At 69.0% G+C, this 18,505-nt stretch carries 14 protein-coding genes; 11 read left to right on the forward strand and 3 right to left on the reverse strand.

What is annotated here, in order from left to right:
- The first annotated feature begins 102 nt into the window (after positions 1-102).
- The 8 genes from Aau02nite_RS37915 to Aau02nite_RS37950 all read left to right on the forward strand — a co-directional run bounded on the left by Aau02nite_RS37915 (position 103) and on the right by Aau02nite_RS37950 (position 9,153).
- Entirely contained in the window at positions 103-498 is a 396-nt protein-coding gene (locus Aau02nite_RS37915) for a MerR family transcriptional regulator (RefSeq protein ID WP_212993475.1), read from the forward strand.
- A 106-nt stretch (positions 499-604) separates the two neighbouring features.
- Positions 605-1,528: an NADP-dependent oxidoreductase gene (locus tag Aau02nite_RS37920; protein WP_212993476.1), complete on the forward strand. Its 924-nt coding sequence runs from the start codon at positions 605-607 to the stop codon at positions 1,526-1,528.
- Positions 1,529-1,835: 307 nt separating this feature from the next.
- Entirely contained in the window at positions 1,836-2,654 is an 819-nt protein-coding gene (gene istA, locus Aau02nite_RS37925) for an IS21 family transposase (RefSeq protein WP_246595750.1), read from the forward strand.
- Between the two features lie 23 nt (positions 2,655-2,677).
- Positions 2,678-2,953: a hypothetical protein gene (locus Aau02nite_RS37930; RefSeq protein WP_212993477.1), complete on the forward strand. Its 276-nt coding sequence runs from the start codon at positions 2,678-2,680 to the stop codon at positions 2,951-2,953.
- A 322-nt stretch (positions 2,954-3,275) separates the two neighbouring features.
- A complete protein-coding gene (locus Aau02nite_RS37935) occupies positions 3,276-4,427 on the forward strand; it encodes a DUF932 domain-containing protein (RefSeq protein WP_212993478.1) in 1,152 nt (383 codons plus the stop codon).
- Positions 4,428-4,679: 252 nt separating this feature from the next.
- Complete coding sequence (locus tag Aau02nite_RS37940; protein ID WP_212993479.1) at positions 4,680-5,915, forward strand: hypothetical protein; 1,236 nt, start codon at positions 4,680-4,682, stop codon at positions 5,913-5,915.
- Between the two features lie 214 nt (positions 5,916-6,129).
- On the forward strand, positions 6,130-7,044 hold the full coding sequence (locus Aau02nite_RS37945; protein ID WP_212993480.1) for a DUF4192 domain-containing protein: 915 nt from the start codon (positions 6,130-6,132) through the stop codon (positions 7,042-7,044).
- Between the two features lie 315 nt (positions 7,045-7,359).
- Positions 7,360-9,153 carry a ParB/RepB/Spo0J family partition protein gene (locus Aau02nite_RS37950; protein WP_212993481.1) on the forward strand — a complete coding sequence of 598 codons (1,794 nt, stop codon included), beginning with the start codon at positions 7,360-7,362 and terminating at the stop codon, positions 9,151-9,153.
- Positions 9,154-9,337: 184 nt separating this feature from the next.
- Here the strand turns inward: Aau02nite_RS37950 and Aau02nite_RS37955 are convergent, their stop codons facing one another.
- From Aau02nite_RS37955 to Aau02nite_RS37965, 3 genes are read right to left on the reverse strand one after another with little or no spacing between them, the layout of a single operon-like run.
- The gene (locus Aau02nite_RS37955; RefSeq protein WP_212993482.1) at positions 9,338-9,985 is read right to left on the reverse strand and encodes a hypothetical protein; all 648 of its coding nucleotides are present in this window, start codon (positions 9,983-9,985) and stop codon (positions 9,338-9,340) included.
- On the reverse strand, positions 9,978-10,379 hold the full coding sequence (locus tag Aau02nite_RS37960; RefSeq protein ID WP_212993483.1) for a hypothetical protein: 402 nt from the start codon (positions 10,377-10,379) through the stop codon (positions 9,978-9,980). Before Aau02nite_RS37960 ends, Aau02nite_RS37955 begins: the two co-directional genes overlap by 8 nt.
- A gap of 19 nt (positions 10,380-10,398) precedes the next feature.
- Positions 10,399-14,613, reverse strand: coding sequence for a CHAT domain-containing protein (locus Aau02nite_RS37965; protein WP_212993484.1), 4,215 nt, complete (start codon positions 14,611-14,613; stop codon positions 10,399-10,401).
- Between the two features lie 1,106 nt (positions 14,614-15,719).
- On the opposite strand from Aau02nite_RS37965, the gene Aau02nite_RS37970 reads away from it, so the two are divergent.
- The 3 genes from Aau02nite_RS37970 to Aau02nite_RS37980 all read left to right on the forward strand — a co-directional run bounded on the left by Aau02nite_RS37970 (position 15,720) and on the right by Aau02nite_RS37980 (position 18,192).
- Positions 15,720-16,721: a bifunctional DNA primase/polymerase gene (locus Aau02nite_RS37970; protein WP_246595751.1), complete on the forward strand. Its 1,002-nt coding sequence runs from the start codon at positions 15,720-15,722 to the stop codon at positions 16,719-16,721.
- A gap of 489 nt (positions 16,722-17,210) precedes the next feature.
- Positions 17,211-17,645, forward strand: a complete 435-nt coding sequence (locus Aau02nite_RS37975) for a single-stranded DNA-binding protein (protein ID WP_212993485.1) — start codon at positions 17,211-17,213, stop codon at positions 17,643-17,645.
- A 79-nt stretch (positions 17,646-17,724) separates the two neighbouring features.
- Positions 17,725-18,192: a hypothetical protein gene (locus Aau02nite_RS37980; protein ID WP_212993486.1), complete on the forward strand. Its 468-nt coding sequence runs from the start codon at positions 17,725-17,727 to the stop codon at positions 18,190-18,192.
- Positions 18,193-18,505: the final 313 nt, after the last annotated feature.

Below are 18,505 nucleotides of genomic sequence, written 5' to 3' on the forward strand. Positions count from 1 at the left end.
CTGTTGGCCTCCTCGACGCTGACCTGCGCCATCAGGTTGGAAATGGCTCTGTGATCTGCCGGTGGCCTAAGCGCTGGAGCACGCGGGCGTAGGCTTGAAGGAATGCGGATCGGCGAGCTGTCCAAGCGTACGGGCGTGAGTCCACGCTCGTTGCGGTACTACGAGGAGCAGGGCCTGCTGACCAGTGCACGCTCCGATGCTGGGCAGCGTCACTATTCCGATGCCGAGGTCCAGCGGGTGTTGCTGATCCAGCAACTGTTCGCCGCGGGTATGTCCAGCCGGGTGATCGCGTCTGTGCTGCCGTGTGTGGACACCCCGAGTGACCCTGCCGGCATCCAGTCGGCGTTTGTGGCGATGACGCGCGAGCGCGATCGGATCAACGCGGATATCGCCCACCTGGTCGAAACCCGTGACGCACTCGACGTGCTGATCAAGATCAACCGCGAGCATTGGGTGGAGCTGCCGACGGCCTCGGTCCCGGTGACGGCGTCGGCCTGACGCTGTGACCCGCACCTCAGCCGGTTGCCCTTCACATCAGTGTGAGCGGTGAGGATGGCTGCGGCGCCCGGAACGACCGGGCCGGTCGCACCGGAGGTGGCAGAAGATGGGACAGGCGTGGGGTTTCGGCAGGTATGGCGGGCCTGAGGTGCAGGAGCTTTTCGATCGTCCCGATCCTGTCCCGGGTCGCGGCGAGGTGCTGATCCGGGTCGACGTGGCCGGCGTGAACCCCCTCGACTACGTCGTGCGCTCGGGTCTGTTTCCCGGGGCCGACGGCGGACGTCCGTTTCCCCTTGTCCTGGGGATGGAGGCAGCGGGAACCGTTCTGGCCCTGGGCGAGGGCGTCGACGGGCTCGAGGTGGGCGACGCGGTCTTCGGCATGGCACTCACCGGTGGTGGCACCTACGCCGAGACGACGGTGCTGTCGGCCCCGCACACTGCTCGCATCCCGGTGGGCCTGTCCGCAACCGTGGCGGCAACGCTGCCCGTGGCCGGGACGTCCGCGGTAGATGCGCTCGACCAGATCGGCCTCTCGGCCGGCGCTACGGTCTTGGTCAACGGGGTCGGGGGCGGTGTCGGACTCCTCGTTGCCCGGCTGGCCGTCGAGCGCGAGCTGCGGGTGATCGGCACGGGGAGCAGCACCAAGCGCGAGCCCGCCGAGGCCATCGGGGTGCAGTTCATCGACTACACCGCCGGGGACGTTGTCGCTGCGGCACGCGAGCTGGTGCCGGACGGCTTCGATGGGATCGTCGACCTGGTCGGAGGCGCCTCACTGCGGACGGTCGCTCCTCTGGTCAAGGATTCACGCAACATCGTCGCCGTGAGTGATATGTCGGTGACTGAAATCGGTGGGCGTTTCGTCGAGCGTCGTTTCGACCGGGAGAATCTGGAGCGGGCCGCCCGGCTCGCCCTCGATGGAGCTCTCACACCCGTGATCACTGCGGTCCATCCGCTTTCCGACGCTCCGGCCGCCCTCGCTGCTGTCGAGAACGGCCACAGTGTGGGCAAGGTTGTTATCAAGATCGGATGAGCCATGCCCGGCCGGCTGACGCTGGAAGCCGGCCGGGCACATCTCAGACTGCCGCGAGTCCATGCACTGCAACCACCCGCGGCCAGGGCCCGAGCAGACGCCGGGACCAACTCCCGACCGAACGGGACCGTTGCAAGAGCTGACAGTTTCTGAGTCGGAACTGCTCTGGCATGGCGTTTATCCGTCGGTTTTGACACCACGGTTGGTGGACGCTTGATCGGGTGGATTCTATGTCCGCGAGTTTCGACACCACGGATGGTGGTGGGAGCATCGGCTGACCCGAGACGGAGGCCGGCCGATGCCGCGGATGTCGAAAATCGAGAAGTTCGCGGCGATCCGCCGTGATCTCGCTGCGGGAATGTCGGGCCGGGCAATCGAGGAGAAGTACCGGGTCGGCCGGCGCACGGTCAGCGCGGCCATGGCCTCGGCGTTGCCTCCGCCGCGCAAGGACATGCCGCCGCGGGGCTCGAAGCTGGATCCGTTCAAACCCGTGATCGATGAGATCCTGCGGGCCGATCTCGACGCGCCCCGCAAGCAGCGGCACACGGTGAGGCGGATCTTCCACCGGCTCCTTGACGAGCACGGCATGGACAACGTCTCTTACCAGGTCCTGCGCACCTACGTCGCGGACCGCAAACCGAAGATTCGAGCGGAGGTCGGCCGCGTCCCGGTCAAAGTGTTCTTCCCGCAGACCCACCGCCCGGGCGCCGAGGCAGAGGTCGATTTCGGGGAAGTCGCGATCAACCTGCGCGGCGAGCAGGTGACCTGCACCTTGTTCCCGTTCCGGATGTCATTCTCCGGCAAAGCCGTCCACCGAATCTTCGCCTCCGGCGGGCAGGAAGCGTTCTTCGAAGGCCACGTCCACGCCCTGAAAACCCTCGGCGGGGTGCCAACGGGCAAGGTCCGCTACGACAATCTGCGCGCGGCGGTCGCCAAGGTCCTCGGTTTCAGCCGGCAGCGGATCGAGACCCAACGCTGGACCGCGTTCCGTTCCCACTACGGCCTGGACGTCTTCTATTGCCGGCCCGGCATCGAGGGCGCGCACGAGAAGGGCGGCGTCGAGGGCGATATCGGCTGGCCATCACGAATGGTTGGAGCAAACCGCGCCCGCTGCCGGCCCACGTAGCGCTGGAGGCTACGGGCAACCCCATGCACACTGTGGTCGATGACCACTCCCGCACCGTCCGCTTTGCGGTGCCCACCGCCACTGGAATTACGCTCCTCGGCACCTCCGACCTCGGCCACGTGTGGCAGTCGGAGAACCTCCCGCTGCCCTCATCACCGACCGCCGTCGCCCAGCTCGACACCATCGACCAGGACGGCAACCGGACGAGCGTCATCGTCTTCGTGCGCAACCGCGCGCTGGAACAGATCTGGCGTGATGAGAATTCGCCGTGGAGCGCACCAGAACCACTCGTATGTTGAGTTCTCAAAGGCGGACGGTGTCAATCCTGCCGAGTCGATGCCGGCCAGGGTCGTAGGGCAGCTGTCGGGTAACGGCAGTGGCGGCGGTGCTGGCCGGGCACGGTGGCCGACCCGGCGCCCGGGCGCAAGGCGGTCCGAGAACATCTTGGCCTTCGGCCAGAGATCTTCTCGTCCTGGTCGCCTTGCCGCTCCGGCCGGCCGGGCACGGCCCCGGGCACCGGCGGGCCAGCACGCGCTCGCCCCGGCCGACCAAGGCCCGCAGCGGGCGTGTCCACCGGCCGCCACCGTCACGGTGGCGGCCCCGCCTGGAAAGGCGCTCTCTATGGCTCAGCCGACGCTCGTCGTGGCACCGAACCGCCACATCGGCATGAACTCCCTAATCACCACGCTCAGGGACCAGCACACCCGATCGGTCGATGTCATCGCCGGCGCCACGACGATGCACGCCGACGACGGCCATCTGATCATCCCGCGTACCACGCCCCTGCTGACCTCGACGGGTGTGGACTTGACCGCGGGCAGTTTCCGGCTCTCCGAGGTGGCTCTGGGTGGCGTCGGCGCGAAGCTCGACATCCCGGTGCCTTATCTTCGCCGGCTGGCCGCCGAGAACGTGCCGGCGCTGGACTACAACGTCAACAGCTGGCTGGCACGCGACGACCGTCGGTTCCTGGTGCGCTGCCTGCGCCGGACCCCGGACAGCGGCGACGGCACCGCCCGGGCGTTCCTGTCCGACCGGTATCTGCGCATCGACAACCTCGACGTGCTGATGGCCGCGATCAAGGGCATCGAGAAGGCCGGCGTCGCGGTGCAGATCGCCTCCTGTGACCTGACCGACCGGCGCATGTACGTGCGGTTCGTCTCCCCCGATGTGCAGGTCATGGCGCCGCAGCTGCTGGGCAACTACCGCAGCCCGTTCGATGGGCGCCGCGGCAGCGACCTGCCGGTCATCTCCGGCGGGTTCCTGCTGAAGAACTCCGAGACCGGCTACGGCCGCTACTCGCTGGCTCCGTGGCTGCGTATCGAGGTGTGCCGCAACGGGCAGACCGTCGAACGCGGTGCCGTCGGTCGCACCCATATCGGTGCGCGCATCACCGATGACGACGGCATCGTCGACCCGTCAGCCGACACGATGGCGGCGTTGTTGAAGCTGATCACCTCCCAGACCGTCGACACGATCCGCACCTACCTCAACGTGGAGTTCGTCGCCCGCGCGGTCGCCGATCTGGAACGCGCCGCCGGAGTCACCGTCCGCCGGCCGGAAGCCACGATTAAGGTCGTCTCACAGCAGCTGCACTACACCAAGGGCCAGCAGGACGCGATCCTCGCGCACTTCATCGCCGGGGCGGACCTGAGCGCGGGCGGCATCATGCAGGCCGTCACTTCCGTGGCCCGCAGCATCGACGACGCGGATGCGGCCTACCGGATGGAAACCACCGCGTCGAAGGCGCTGCACCTGGCCGCCGCAGCCGCCTGATGTAGCCCCCCGCTTTCCTCGCTCGCTGTTGCAGGGTGCCCACCGTGTCGGTGGGCGCCCTGTCCTGCATTCCGGAGGTTCTTCATGCCGCCCCACCGGCACATCACCCCGTCTGCGTCCACCGCCCCGCGAATACCACCTGGCCATATCGGCCCCGACCACCGCTTCGCGGCTGATGGGCACGCCTCGCGGTTCGCGTGCGGCACCTGCGGCAGCCCACTCGACCGTTACGCCGAGCTGCCCTCCGGCACCGTGTCCTACGAGCATCCGATCTGGAAGAACACCGACCATCGGCCTGTGCCGGTGGCCGCCGACGCCGTCGAGGCCACCTACGTCTGTGACTTCTGCACCGACCCCAAGATCCTATTCGTCTACGCGACGGCCCAGCCGGTCCTGGTGCAGGTGGACACTCCGGGCAGCTTCGTGGTGCGTGACTATGGCACCCGCTGGTCGGCCTGCGTCGAGTGTGCTGCTCTAGTCGAGGCCCGCAACCTCGCCGGCCTGCTGAAGCGGGTTCGAAGCCCCGTCATGGCCTTCGAGGTGGTGGCGCACCTGTCGGCCATGCTGCGACAGGTCCTGTCCACGCTGCGGCCCGGCCGTGCGCTGAGCGTCGACGGGCGCTGGGAGCCTCACCCGGTGCCGGCGACGACGCTGCCGAGGATCCGTGACCGGCTGGCCGCGCTGATCGCCGGTGATGTCGCGTTGCCCTTCGCGCTCGGCCACCAGGCGGTGCGCACACCGCTGGCGGCAAGTCTGGCGATCGCCCGGCTGTACTGGGTCGACGACGAGTTCACCATCCTGACGCGCAACGCCGCCCAGGTCCTTCCGCGGCTGGGGTTTTCCCCGGGTGATCTGCCGGCCGCACACGGCTTCGTCGCGTGGGCCCAGCCGGTCGACGCCCGCCGGCGGTGCGTGGCGGCGTCGTGGAGCAGTCACGGCGACGCGGTGCAGCTCGTCGGTTACCGCAGCGTCGGTGACGGCCTCGCACCGGCGCCGTTGCAGCAGCTCCGCGCGCAGGTGGGCTGGCTGATCCCTGCCTTCGCCGTCACGCTGCGCCCCGGACAGCCCGTCACCGCCACCCACCCGGCGGCGACACTGATCACCACGTGGCGGCTCATCCGCCAGCGCCTCGCCGACACGACACCGGCGAAGGTCGACACGTCGATTCGCAGGGCCTACCAGCGCGCGAGGCGACCGGAACCTGAGGTCGCACTGGTGCGGATCCGCGGCGCCCGAGCGACCTCTGCGCCGGCCCAGCACATCAACGCCGGCGCCGGCAGCGAGCGTGATTACCGCTGGTGGGTGACGCCGCATTGGCGCCACCAGCCGTACGGACCGGGCCGGTCACTGCGGGACTGGATCGTGGTCCGGCCGCATCTGCGGGGTCCGCACGACAAGCCGATCAGTGCTACCACCACCGTGCGGGTACTCGGCACGCTCCCGCCGCGGCCTGAGCCCACCGCGCAGGCGCCGACCGAAGGACCGTGAAGCCGCTCCGGTGAAGGCTTTTCGACCGCCTCGCCCGCATCCCCGCCAAGCAGGACGGGTGAACCACCGCAGCCGCCCGGCCGGCCACCCCCTGCCGGTGTCACCGCACCAGCGGGCCACCGAAGGCCACGCAGCTCAACGCCGCCCACCAGCAGCGCCGACGACCCGGCGCACCCCTGCCATCCCGCCCGTCCGCAAAAGGAGCCTTTCGATCATGCAAGACCCACTGCCCGACACCACCTACCGCAGCCCGCAGGACCTGCTCGGCGCACTGCCGTACCTGCTGGGCTACCACCCCGTCGATGAGATCGTCGCGGTCTACCTCGGCACCGATCACCGCATCCTCGCCGTGGCCGCCGAACCCATCCGATTTTCCGCCGAGACACTCAGCGAGCACCTGATGCTGCGGGTCCCGGCCCAACCGTGTGCGCAGGTCGCACTCATCGGCTACGGCCCACCCCCGACGCGACCCACCCTGACCACGATCGGCCGCATCATCGACCTGTTCCTGCCCCTGCACACCCTGCTGTGGGTCACCGGTTCCCGATGCGTGTGCCTGCTCGACACATGCGCGTGTGAGGCCAGCCGCGGCATGGACATCGCCCCGGCCACCAGCCCGGTTGCCGCCCAGCTCACCGTCGACGGCATCGTGGCCCTGCCGTCGCGGCAAGCCCTGAACACGCTGCTCGCACCGGACCTGGTGTCACAGGCAGAGACGGAGACCGCACTGGCCGCCCAGGCGCCGGATGTCACCGTCGCCGGGCTGCTCGACGACATCCTGGCCACAGCGAAGAAGGGCCAACGCCTCACCACCGAGCAGCTGGCACCGCTGGCGCTCACCTTGACCCACCGCAACGCCCTCGAAACGGCGTGGAACACGGTGTGCGCGTGCATGTGGCAACGCGATCTGTGGCTGGATGTCACCCGCCGCGTCCCTGACCGCTACGTCGCCGGCCCGGCGACGCTGGCCGCCTGGTGCGCCTGGCGGCGCGACGAACACGCGCTGGCCACCGTGGCGTGCAAGCGCGCCGTCCACCAGGGGCCCGGTGACCGGCTGACCCGGCTGGTGACCAGCGTCGTGCGTACCCACGTGCCCGCGCACCGCCTCCGGCGACCGGCTGCGCACTGATCCCCGGGCGTTGACCAGCGACCGGCCGGCCACCGCAACGGGTGCCAGCGCAGACCAAACCGGCTTGACGAGCTGGACGCGTCGTCAGGTGGTGGCTGCGGGTCGGTGCCGGCGTGGGCTGGCCACTGATCCTGGCCGCCCGCGTCGCCCCCCGCAAGCCCACCCCTACCAGCCACCACCTGCGCCGATGTGACCGCCGGGGTGGGCCCTGCGGGTCACGCCGATCGGCCGGCCCTGAGCGGATCAGGCCAGCCCCGCTCGGGCGCCCGCCCGAGCGCAGCACTCATCACTGCTCTATGTGGAGGTACTTGCATCGTGACCATCACCAACAACACCGAAGCCTTCCAGGACAACGTCGTCGCCGTGGCCGACGAGCCCGATGCCGCCGGCACCGACCTCGTGGCGACCGCGCCCGCACTGATCGGCGAGGTCGCCGACGAGCCGGTCCACCTCACCACCGCCCAGGACGGCACCCCGTTGCCGTTCCGCGCCGGACTGCTCGACGCCCGCCACCTGCACGAGCCGCAGGGTTTCAAGCGCACGAAGCTGGGCGACCTGAGCGACATGATCGCCTCCGTGCGCCTGTTCGGCGTCCGCGCCCCGCTCGTGGTGCGCTCCCTCGGGCTCTTCCCGCCCACCGACGCCGAGGGCACGCCGGTGGCAGACGGTGAGCCCGTCGAACACTTCGCCGTCGTCGACGGGCTGCGGCGCCGCAACGCCGCGATCGCGGCCGAACGCTTCGAGCTGCCGTGCTTCATCGCCGACACCGACGACGACGTCCAGCTCATCCTGCACATGCTGGAGGTCAACGACCACCACAAGGACCTCGAAGGCATCGAACAGGCCGACGCCTACCAGATGCTGCTCGACCTGGGTCTCAGCGACCAGCAGATCGCTGACGCCCGCCGCACCGACGTCAGCCAGGTCCGCACCGCGATCAAGGCCCTGGCCTTGCCGTCCACCGCGCAGCACGCTCTCAACCAGGGCACCCTGACCCTGGACATGGCCCTCGCGCTGGAGGAGTTCGCCGACGACCCGGACGCCCAGCGCAAGCTGCTGGACAAGCTGGATGACCAGTACGGCTTCAAGCACGAGCTGTCGCGGCTGCACGACAAGCGCACCTACGCCCGCAACAAGGAGATCGCCAAGGCGCACCTGGTCCTCGAAGGTGTCGAGGTGACGCCTAAGCCGCGCGGGTTCGGCTACGACGGCACCGCCGTACCCGCGGACCTGCTCCTGGACGCCGACGGCCAGCCGGTCGACGTCGAAGCGGTCAAGACCCAGCCCGGCTTCCACGCCTTCGTCGAGAAGGACGGCGGCCACGCCCGCACCGTCGTGTACTGCGACGACCCGACCCAGCGCGGCTACACCCGCCGCAAGCAGGTCCCGGCAGCACACCACGGTATGAGCCCCGAAGAGATCGCCGCCAAGGAGCTGGCCGAGCAGCAGGCCAAGGACCGCCTCGAGCGCCTCACGCTGGCCGCGACGGTGCGCCGCGAGTTCATCGTCGAGAAGTTCGGCACCGCCAAGGGCGCCCGTGGCCTGTTCGTGCCGGCGCTGCGGGCGGCCACGCTCGGCAAAGCGATGAGCCGCTCCGCCGACCTGGACGAGCTGTACCGCGCTCTGGGCGGCTCCGACAACGACACCCTGACCGCCGCGGGCGAGGACCGGCTGCGCCGCAGCCTGGTCGCCAAGTACATCTGCACGCTGGAGTACAACCTGAACGGCACCACCCAGCCGCACCGGATGTGGATCGACAAGCAGGCGGCCGTTGCCTGGTACGACGAGCTGCGCCAGCGCCAATACCCGCTGACCGACGACGAGCAGGAGCTCTACCAGAGCTGGACCGCCACGCCTACGGCCGACGACGCCCGGTACAACGACGAGGACAAGCAGGTCGGCTCCGAGAGCGACGAGGTGCCTACCGCCCCGGCCATCATCGACGGTGCGCCAGAGCCCGGCGACCACGCCGACGACGTCGACATCTCCGCTTCGGACGGCGACACCGAAACCGACGAGAATGTGGTGTCGATGCTGGCGGCTCAGCAGCAGCAACGAGTCGTCGACACCGGCGCCGTCGATGGTGGGCAATTCACCGGCGCAGCCTGACCCCGCCGCCCGTGTTGTGGTCCTGGCCCGCCGAGCGAGGACCACAACACGGCGCCCACCCGCCCCGAACTCGGCACACTGAGCGGGCCTCGCCGCCGTTATACCGAGCCTTCCTCCGTGTGGCCCTGCCTGTGCGCGGTCCGAGACCAGCCGAGACACCGCGGTCTCACAGCACCGCGGTTGCTCAAGAACACGAGGCGACGACGGCAATGTTGGTGACTGCACCGAGCGGGATCACGACCGCGGCGTCCTGACCGGCGACCTTGAGGCGCATCGACCCTCCGTCGGCTGACTTGAGTGCACCGCAGGCGACACCGCCGCCATGGGTGACCTTCACATTCGCCGGCGGATCCGCCTTTGGCGCGGGTGCCCACCAGGTCAGCAGGACTCCGACGAGCAGCGCGGCGAGCGCCACGGCGACAAGCGAACGGGCGCGTTGCAGCCGACGGCCAGCGGCGACCGCGACGCTGACCGTGTAGGCCTGCACACTGGCGTGGTGCCGTCGAATCTCGCTCAGCGACAACATTCGTGTCTTGGCACCCACCTCGGCGCCGAGTGCCTGCCACAGACCGACCAGCGCTAGCGCGAGACCGCCCCCGATGGCGACCGTCATGGCGATCCGCCAGGGCACCGGCAGGCCGGTGGCGGCGTCCCGCCCCTTCAGGACCACGCCGGTCGTGACGAGGGTGACGAGCGCAGCCAGGCCGGTGCGCCAGGCAGCGGCCATGCCCCGTACGGCCGGAAGGGCAGCGTTGGCCAGCGCCTCGAACGCCTCTCGGTCTGCGACGCTGACCGGCCGTTCGGGCGGAGCCTCCTGAATGTCGTCAGGCATCGCCGCCGCCGGTCTCCGCATCAGTGGCCGTGGGCAGCCGGAAGCTCACTCCGCACCCGAGCACCTTCTCGGGGGCATCCGGATGGGTGCGGCCGCAGCCGCAGGCTACCTCGACGGATGGCGGAATTTCGCTCGTCCCGACCTTGGGGGCGGGGAAGCCGAGGTTCGGCCAGAGTCCCCGACCGTCCCGGACGTCCAACACCGGAATCGTGAGTGTCAGTTGACAGTCCAGGTCATGACTGCAGCGAGGGCAGGTACCCCAGACCTGCGCCGAGACCACTCCGTCGGAGTCGAGCACGGCCACACGCAGACGTTTGCGCCGCACGTAGTCCAGGGCCTTCGCGGCCCAAGCGGAACCGGCCGTATTCTCGTAAGGAATGTCACTCTCCGTCACGCCTGTCCTCCCTTGCCATTTAGGGTCCGAAATGAACATACGGGCCCCACAGCATTGGTTCGTCCGGCCAGCGCTGCCGGAGTATTCGTGTCGCCTCGTGCAGGGCGAACGCGGCCCGGGACGAGTCCGGTGCGCCGCCCTGCGTCAGATGTTCGTAGATGATCTGCGCCATCGCGGGCCCCAGAGCGTCGGCGACGTTCCACATCGTGCCCAGCACGTGCCGGTAGCCGACGAACTGGAGCGCAGCGGTGAGGTGCAGCCCCTCATCGAGAAGCCGCCCGCCGCCGCTGGCCGTCTGGCAGGCCGCCAGATAGGCGAGATCGGCTCCGCGAAGGTGGAGGGCTGCGATGTCCCGCAGGGTCAGGGGCCGGTCGTGGAGTAGGAACGCGCTCAGCGAGGTGTCCTCGTCGTGCCGCACCCCGTGGCTCGAAATGTGTAGCCAGTTGTGTCTGGGCAGCTCGTCTACGGCGGCCTGCCATCTGGCCCCGTCGCCGACGAGGTGGGTGGCACGGTGCGGCTCGGGCAGATACCTGCCGAGCAACGTGATCTCCTGGGCGACCGCGGGCAGTTCTCGCTGACCGGCCGCGTCGGGCACACCGATCGCCAGCTGGCGGACCGCCGTGGGAGCTTCTGCGAGCCGGGCCCGGCGCAGCGCGCTGAGCGTCAGCGCGTAGGACGAGATCACCCGCTCTGGGACCCCGTCCGCATCGTCGGCGGCGATGGCCTGCGCCCGCGTACGCGGGTGAATCCCGGCCGCATGCAGCGGTAGCAGCGCGACCGGTCCAACCGTGCACCACCATACCCGCGTCTCGTCGATCTCCTGGAGGACCGGTTCGGCGATCGCAGTCCAGAGCCAATCGAGCAGATCAAAGACGGCGTGCCGGTCAGTTTCGCGCTGTTCGAATGAGCGCCCCGGCATGCCCGCATACCACTGCACCCACAAGAGTGTGTTCGCGAATCCGACCACCCGATCCAACGAAACATCGGGCAGGTCGACCACCTGCGGCTGGTCGGCCTCGTCCCGGACGATAAGGGCGTGACTGCCGAGGTGGGCGACGTTCACGATGATCACTGGGCCGTCGGCGGCGGCTTCCCGCAAGGTCTCGTACGGCTCCGGCCGCAGGAAGCCTTCGAGGCCTGGTTGCCGGCGCACAGCCGCGACGGCGTCCGCCCACGTCCTTGCAGCCCGGCGCCGCCGCTCCTGCTGGTGCCGGGACGTCACCGGGCCGCCGTCGCTCAACCGGCTCGGTGTGTCCATGTCCTCGAACGGGTTGTTCAGCACGGCGCTAGCCTCGTTGAGCTTCTGGACGAGTCCGGCGTCGGCTATCTGAGACAGATCCTGCCGAAGCTGGACGGACTGAGACCAGATGATCGTGCGTCCGGCTTCGAGCAGTTCTACCGCCGTCCGCGGCTTGCCGGCCGCGAGCGCGGTCGCCGCGGCCTCGGACGCCACATGGGACCAGGATCGGAGCACCTCCACACGGGAGGCCCGGTCGAGGCCGACCCAGGCGGCCAGCGGAAGCAGTTCGATGGCCACCTGGTAAGCCTCGACGGCCAACGGGAAGTCGTTCTGCGCTGCTGAGGTTCGTGCCCAGGCGAGCGCAGCGGTCAGCCGGCTGGCCGGCGCGGCGATGGTCGCGTCGGCACCTTTCCGGTAGCTGTCCAGTGCCTCCGTCAGGTCCGCGCGATCACCGCCTGCATCGAAACGCGCCCGTAGACAGTTTCCCAGATTGACCGCGAAAGTTGGGAGTTGGAAGGCTGATTCAGCCATCGCGACAGCACGCCGCCCGACGTCTACCGCCTCGTCGAGATCCGCTGAATCACTGCGTTGGTCGAACCGCTGCCGTAGGGCGGAGCTCAGGTGCAACAGTCGCCGGGCCCGTCGAGGATGGTCGACCCCGGCCGCTTCACGCAGAACACGTAACGCCTCATCCAGATCCGAGTCCCGGCCATTGATGTCAAATCGGGTGAGCAGCAGGACGCCGAGATTCGACAGGTAGCCAGCCTTCTCGTACGGATCGGCTGGAGCCGCCGACACGGCGCGCATGGCGAATTGCACGCCGCGCTCGACGTCGTCCGCGGCGCCGGCTCGCTTGTAGCGCAGGTACAGCGCCAGGCCCAGATTCGACAGATACATGTGCCGGTCGGGGTCCGCCTCGCGCGCGGTCTCGACCGCCCGTTCCGCCGCAGCAACGGCATCATCCAGGTCGGGGAGTTGTCCGGTCGATTCGAAGCGAGTCCGATGAACATTACTCAAATTCGAGAACTCACCAGGCGTCGCTCCGTCTTCAGCGGGGATCTCGTCGACCACCTGCCGCTGGACCGCTACCGCGTCGTCAAGATCGACGGTGTTCCCCGTGATCTCGTAGCGCAGTTGCATAGTTCCGCAGATGCTCGACAGGTACCGCCAGTGTGGATGACTGCGGTCCGCCGTCGACAGCCTATGTAGCAGCTCCAGCGCTTCCTCGAGACCATCGGCGCTGCCGGTCAGTTCCGCTTGCTGCCGCAGGGCCCCAGCGAGATTGATGCCAACGTTACCCTGCTCGCCGCCCGGCGGAATGGCTTCCTCCAATTCTCGGAGAACCTCGACGGCCTCGATCGCGTCGGCGAGATCGGCACGAAATCGACTTCGGCTGAGAAGCGCCTCGGCGAGGACTGACCGCGCATCCCGAACTCCCGTCTGCTGAAGCTCCGCGGCTTCCCGGGCCAGTTTGATCGCCTCGTCGGCGTCAGCACTGGAGTCGGCTATCCGCGAACGATTCGCGAGCGCGGAAACGAGCTTGAGCTTCGTCTCGAAGCGGACGTCCTCGGGGACATCCGTTGACTGCAGAACCTCCGCCAGGGCGCTGATCATTTCGTCCAAGTCGGCGCGGTCGTCCGTCTGCAGGAAGCGCCCCTGCCACGCCTCTGCCAGCCGGGTCTCGGTGCCGCGCTCGCTCCGACCCGGGCCATAGTGTCTGATCAGGGCAATCGCATGGTCGAAATCCGCGATACGCCTCAGGTCATGCCCTCGCTGGACGAGCATTCCCGTCAGGTTGCCCAGCACCGTCTCCCCCGCGGGATCCCCGACACGCGATTCGGTGAGCGCGGCTACCAAGGACTCGACCGCCTCGTCGATATCGGCCTCGTTACGGTCCCGCGAGAAGCGTGTCTGCAGGGCGACCGCGAGCAGATTGCGCACCGTGACCCGGGTGGCTCCCGACGCCACCGGAACCGCCATACGCGCCGACGCGATGCATTCGTCAAGGTCCCCTCGCGCCGCCGTAACACCGAAGCGATCCCACAAAGCGGACGGTAGGTGCGACAACAGAGACTGCGACAACTGCGGTGCACCGTCCAAGCTCAATCCCCGGCGGTATGCCACGATGGCCTCGTCCAAGTCGCCCAGTTCCCGGGTCACCGCGAAGCGTGCTTCCCACGCCTTGCCCAACGAGCCGAGGAAAACAACCTTATTGGGCAGCGTGTCGGGAGAACCGGCGACCGCGGCCGTCGCCAAGGCGATCGCCTCGCTGAGCTGTTCCTCGCGCCGCGTGATTGCGAACTCATCGGTCAGCATGCTGGCCAGGTTGGCCTGATGGACGTTCAGCTGCGGGTGGTCGGCCGTCGTGTGCGCGAGCGCCTCCCGGTGGACGGCGATGGCGCTCGCGTGGTCGACGGCCCGGCCGGCCCTGGGGTAGTGCGTGACGAAGACATGACCGAGAACAATTAGCATCTCCGGTCTCGCCGAGTCGGTCACCGGAGTGGCGTCAATCGCTTCCCGTAAACGCGCCGCCCACTCGTCCAGCTCGGCCGCGTCGCCGGTCTGCTCGAACCGATCCTCAAGTTTCGCGTTGAGCTGCTCGAACAGTACAAGCCGCCGGGAGTCGTCGAGCGGCAGGCCACGAATGGCGCTCACGAGCTCGGCGACCGCGTCCGCGGACTCCCGCGCCAGGCGGGCCATGACCTCCGGCGGCACGGCAGCCGGGCGCAACGTCGCGAGGGAACGCGCCCAGAAGGCGCAGGTCTGCCAGTCGCTGTCCAACGGTGCCGGCATCAGCTGAAGGCGCTCCCAGTAGAAGAGGATCACTCCCTGGTTGCACACCGTGATCAACTTCGGATCCGTGGTGACGTCGTTCATCAGGCAGTCCGCCAGCTCCGCGGCCGACTGCTCAGCCTCCGACCCGGTGAGCGTGCCGACGCCCTCGTCACGGGCGGCGGCGAGACGCCTGAAAATCTCGGTGGCGAGCTCAACCATCCGCATTTCGCCCTGAGTCGCTGTCACTACCGCAGTGAAGCAGCGGCCACGCGAACGGTCACTCCCCCCAACGGGGAACTTTCTAGTCGACAGGTGCAGAGGCACGAAGATTCGGTCGTGCACCTCCCGCGCTCACGAGTGCCCCCGTCGCCGGTTGATGATCATCCCGGCCAGCACGTCGTTGATGTCGGAAGAGCTCCACGACGTGCCCGGCGCGAAGGCGCTTTCTCCAACGCCAACGCCACCAGGCCGGCGGTGTGGTGGTGGTCGAGCAGACTGGCGTGGAAGCCCTCAGCGGTCGCAAGTAGAGGCAGCTCGTCGGCGTAGTCGGCGACGCCCCTAACGTGTTGCAGCAACTCTCGCACGGTGATCTTCCGCCCGTCTTTGCCGTCCGCCGCCACCACGCCGGACGCCGACGCACCACCGGGTCATCGAGCGATAGCCGACCCACCCCAACAAGTCGCAAAAGCACCACCGCACGAAGACCTCGGTATAGCTGCCCATCCGGATATCTCCGTGACTGCCACCAGCGCCCCAGTGCCGGCGTGTCGACCGCGGCTCACGCCATGGTCAGCCGCCCCTCCACGTTGGTCAGGCCCTACACGGCGCTGACGCCGTACCGTCCGAGGCGGTCCGCCCTGGCCTCCGTCGACAGCGTCCGAGGCGGTCCGGCCAGCCGCGCGGCACCGAACCCGCTGCGCCGCGACCGCCCGCGGCCCACGCCATAACCCTTCACCTCCCGCCGGCTGTGGTGTTCCGCCGTAACAGCCACCGCCATGCCTGATCGCCTCGCCGTATCCGCACATCACCATCGCCACTGAAGGAGTTGTTGTGTCCGCCCTATCACTACCGGCACGCAGACCTGGCATCTGCGATCCCTGCCCGGCGCCGGCGCCGCTGCCCGGTCACCCACGTCCCACCGCGCCCCACGGCAACGCAAGATCACACGAACGCCCCGCCGTCCGCCTCCAGCCAGGTCCACGTCATGTCCTCGCCCCGTTGACCTCAGGTCGGCCAAAGCTCGAAGACTCACCGTCTATACCGAGGGCAGACCACCACGTGGACATGCGGCTCCGCACCCATCACGACGGCACCGGTGCGCGGACGTGACCGCTCGTTCGATCACCCGTCACCACGGAGGCCACCGGCCAGGAGTAACGACCGCTGACCTGGTCACCGCCGCCGTCGCTTACGCCGCTGCCGGCATCGCGGTGCTTCCCCTGCACACCCCCGGCGCCGCTGGTGTGTGTAGTTGCCGAGCCGGCGCGGCCTGCGGCTCACCGGGCAAGCACCCCCGTGTGCGTCGCGGCCTGCACGACGCCTCCCGGCAGCCGCAGGTCATCCGGGCGTGGTGGTCGCGGTGGCCGCACGCGAACATCGGCCTGGTCACCGGGACGGTGCTGGATGTCTGCGACATCGACACTGCCCGCGGCCTGCGCGTCGTTCTCGACCTGCTCGGCGTCATCCGTCCGCCCGGGCCGCTGATCCGTACAGGATCGGGGTGGCACCTCTGGTATGCCGCCGAAGGCCTGCCCAGCCGGGTGGCGATCGCCCCCGGGGTGGATTGGCGCGGTCGCGGCGGCCTGGTCGTGGCCCCGCCGTCGCTGCACCACACCGGAGCCCGGTACACCTTCCAGCAACCCTGGCAGCGCCCCGACCTGCCAGCCTGTCCACCTCAGCTGCGCGCCCTGGTCCTTCCGGCACCGCCGCCACTGATCATCTCACCGTCGGCCCCGGTCGCGGACCTGGACCGCTACGTGCAAGCCGCGCTCGCCGGAGAAGCTGAACGCGTGCGCCGCGCGCCACGGCCGATCATCCGCGGCGGCCGGCGCATCAGCGGCGGCGGCCGCAACGACGCGCTGAACCGGGCCGCGTTCCGGCTCGGGCAACTGGCCGCGCACACCCCCATGGACGAGACGGCCGTGCGCCGCGAACTGACCGAGGCCGCCCTGAGCACAGGGCTGGGACGCGCGGAGGTTCAGCGCACGCTGTCGTCCGGGTGGCGAGCCGGGTTACGTCATCCCCGGCGGATCGGTGACCGGCAGAGTGCCGCCGGACGTCATGTCAGGAAGGCACCGGTTCACACCTGGCCGGAACCACATAGCTGACGCTCCCTGCACGGCTGTCACCCCCACGAGCACCAGCCCGGCCAGGTCAACGCAGGCATGCTGCCCGTCCTCGAGGCCGACGGCGAGACGACGCGCCATGCGGCCGCCGCACCCAAGACCTGCGGTGCGAGTTCCGGGCCAGCGCAGAGGCCACCCGGCGGGCGGGCAACGACAGCTGCTCCGCGATATGGGCGCGCGGCGGTCCTGGCATCCCGGCTGGGCCCGTCCGTGGACGTCGGTTGGTTCCGCTGCTGAGGGACCCGAAGGTCAGCCCACCCAGGCCAGGGGCGCAAGCCCCGGCAGAACATCTTGGCCCACACCGTCTCGCTCCGCTCAACGCCAAGATCTTCTGACTCGATCAGGGCCTGCACCCCTGCGCCCACGGGCGGGCTCTGACCGGCCCCGTCAGCGCGGCACCACGGCGCCCGGATCACCCGATCCGAACAGTGCTCACGGACCGCACCGCATCACCTGAACGGGAGCCAGCCCATGTCGCAGTTCACCCTCACCCTCGAGGGCAACCTCGCCGCCAAGCCCGAACTCGAACACACCGCCACCGGACAGGCCCTGTGCCGGCTGCGGGTCGCCCACAACCGCCGCCGCAAGACCGAGGGCCAGTGGGTCGACACGACCCCCATGTGGGTCCAGGTCACCGTCTGGGGCGAGCTCGCCGAACGGTGCGCCGATCTGACCAAGGGCGACACCGTGACCGTCAACGCCCGCGACGACCTGAACGTGTGGCCGTTCATCCGCCAGGACGGCACCGCCGGCGGCGTCCTGGAAGTCACCGCCGAGAACGTGTCGCTGTCCATGCGCTTCGCCGGAGCCCAGCCGGTGACCGACGACCGGCCCGCCGGCGATGCCTGGGACCCCGCCACCGCTGAGCCCGCTGCTGAATCCGAGCGTGAGCTGCAGCCGGCCTGACCGATCCCCGGGGCCGGCCACCCGGCCGGCCCCGGATCCCTTCGCAGCCCACGATCCGATCATCCCGGGGAGTTTCGTCATGAGCCAGGAACCGTCGAAGCAGATCTTCACCAGTCTCATCCAAGGCACCGTCCGTGGCCGCAGCGAGCAGGGCCACACCAACAGCGGCGGCCGGGCCTTCGTCAAATTCCGCATCGTGCACCGCACCGGCTACCGCAACAACGGCAGGTGGGTGGCCACCACGCCAATGGAGTTCGAGGTGACCTGCTGGGACGAACAGCAGATGCTGCTCGCCCGGTCCCTGCGACCCGGCACCGAGGTCCTCGTCACGGTCAAGAAATTCTTCCCGTACCTCGACCAGGGCGAGGAACCCATCATCAACATCACGCCGGCCGACATCGTGCCCCTACCGAGCAACACGCCCGCGCCCAGCGCACCGCGCCAGCAGCGCAGCGGCGACCTGGTCGTCAGCCCGCACGGCGAGAAGATCGCCGCGGACGCCTGGCCCGAGGTCGTCACCGACCCGCAGGTCGCGCATCACCGCTGAACCAACGCACTTCGCAAGGCCGGTCCGCGCACACGGACCGACCTTGCCGTCGCTAAGGAGGCCAACACCGCTCGCCGTCATACGGGAGAGATCCAGCACTACCTGCAAATCTTGACCGCCTAACTGCGCCAACGGTCACTCAGGAGCCGCGCACGCTGCGTGCGAGCGATCATGCATCCGCTCTGGACATCCCGGCGCCCATGCCGGATGGCGTCTCGCTTATGACCGACCACTACCGCCCGCCGTGGGCCACTGGCGATCCGTGCGAAGACGAGATCCACAACGATCCCAACCACCCCCGTCGCCAGCGATC

Origin of the sequence: Actinoplanes auranticolor (genome assembly GCF_018332655.1) — a bacterium.
Taxonomy (GTDB): Bacteria; Actinomycetota; Actinomycetes; order Mycobacteriales; family Micromonosporaceae; genus Actinoplanes; species Actinoplanes auranticolor.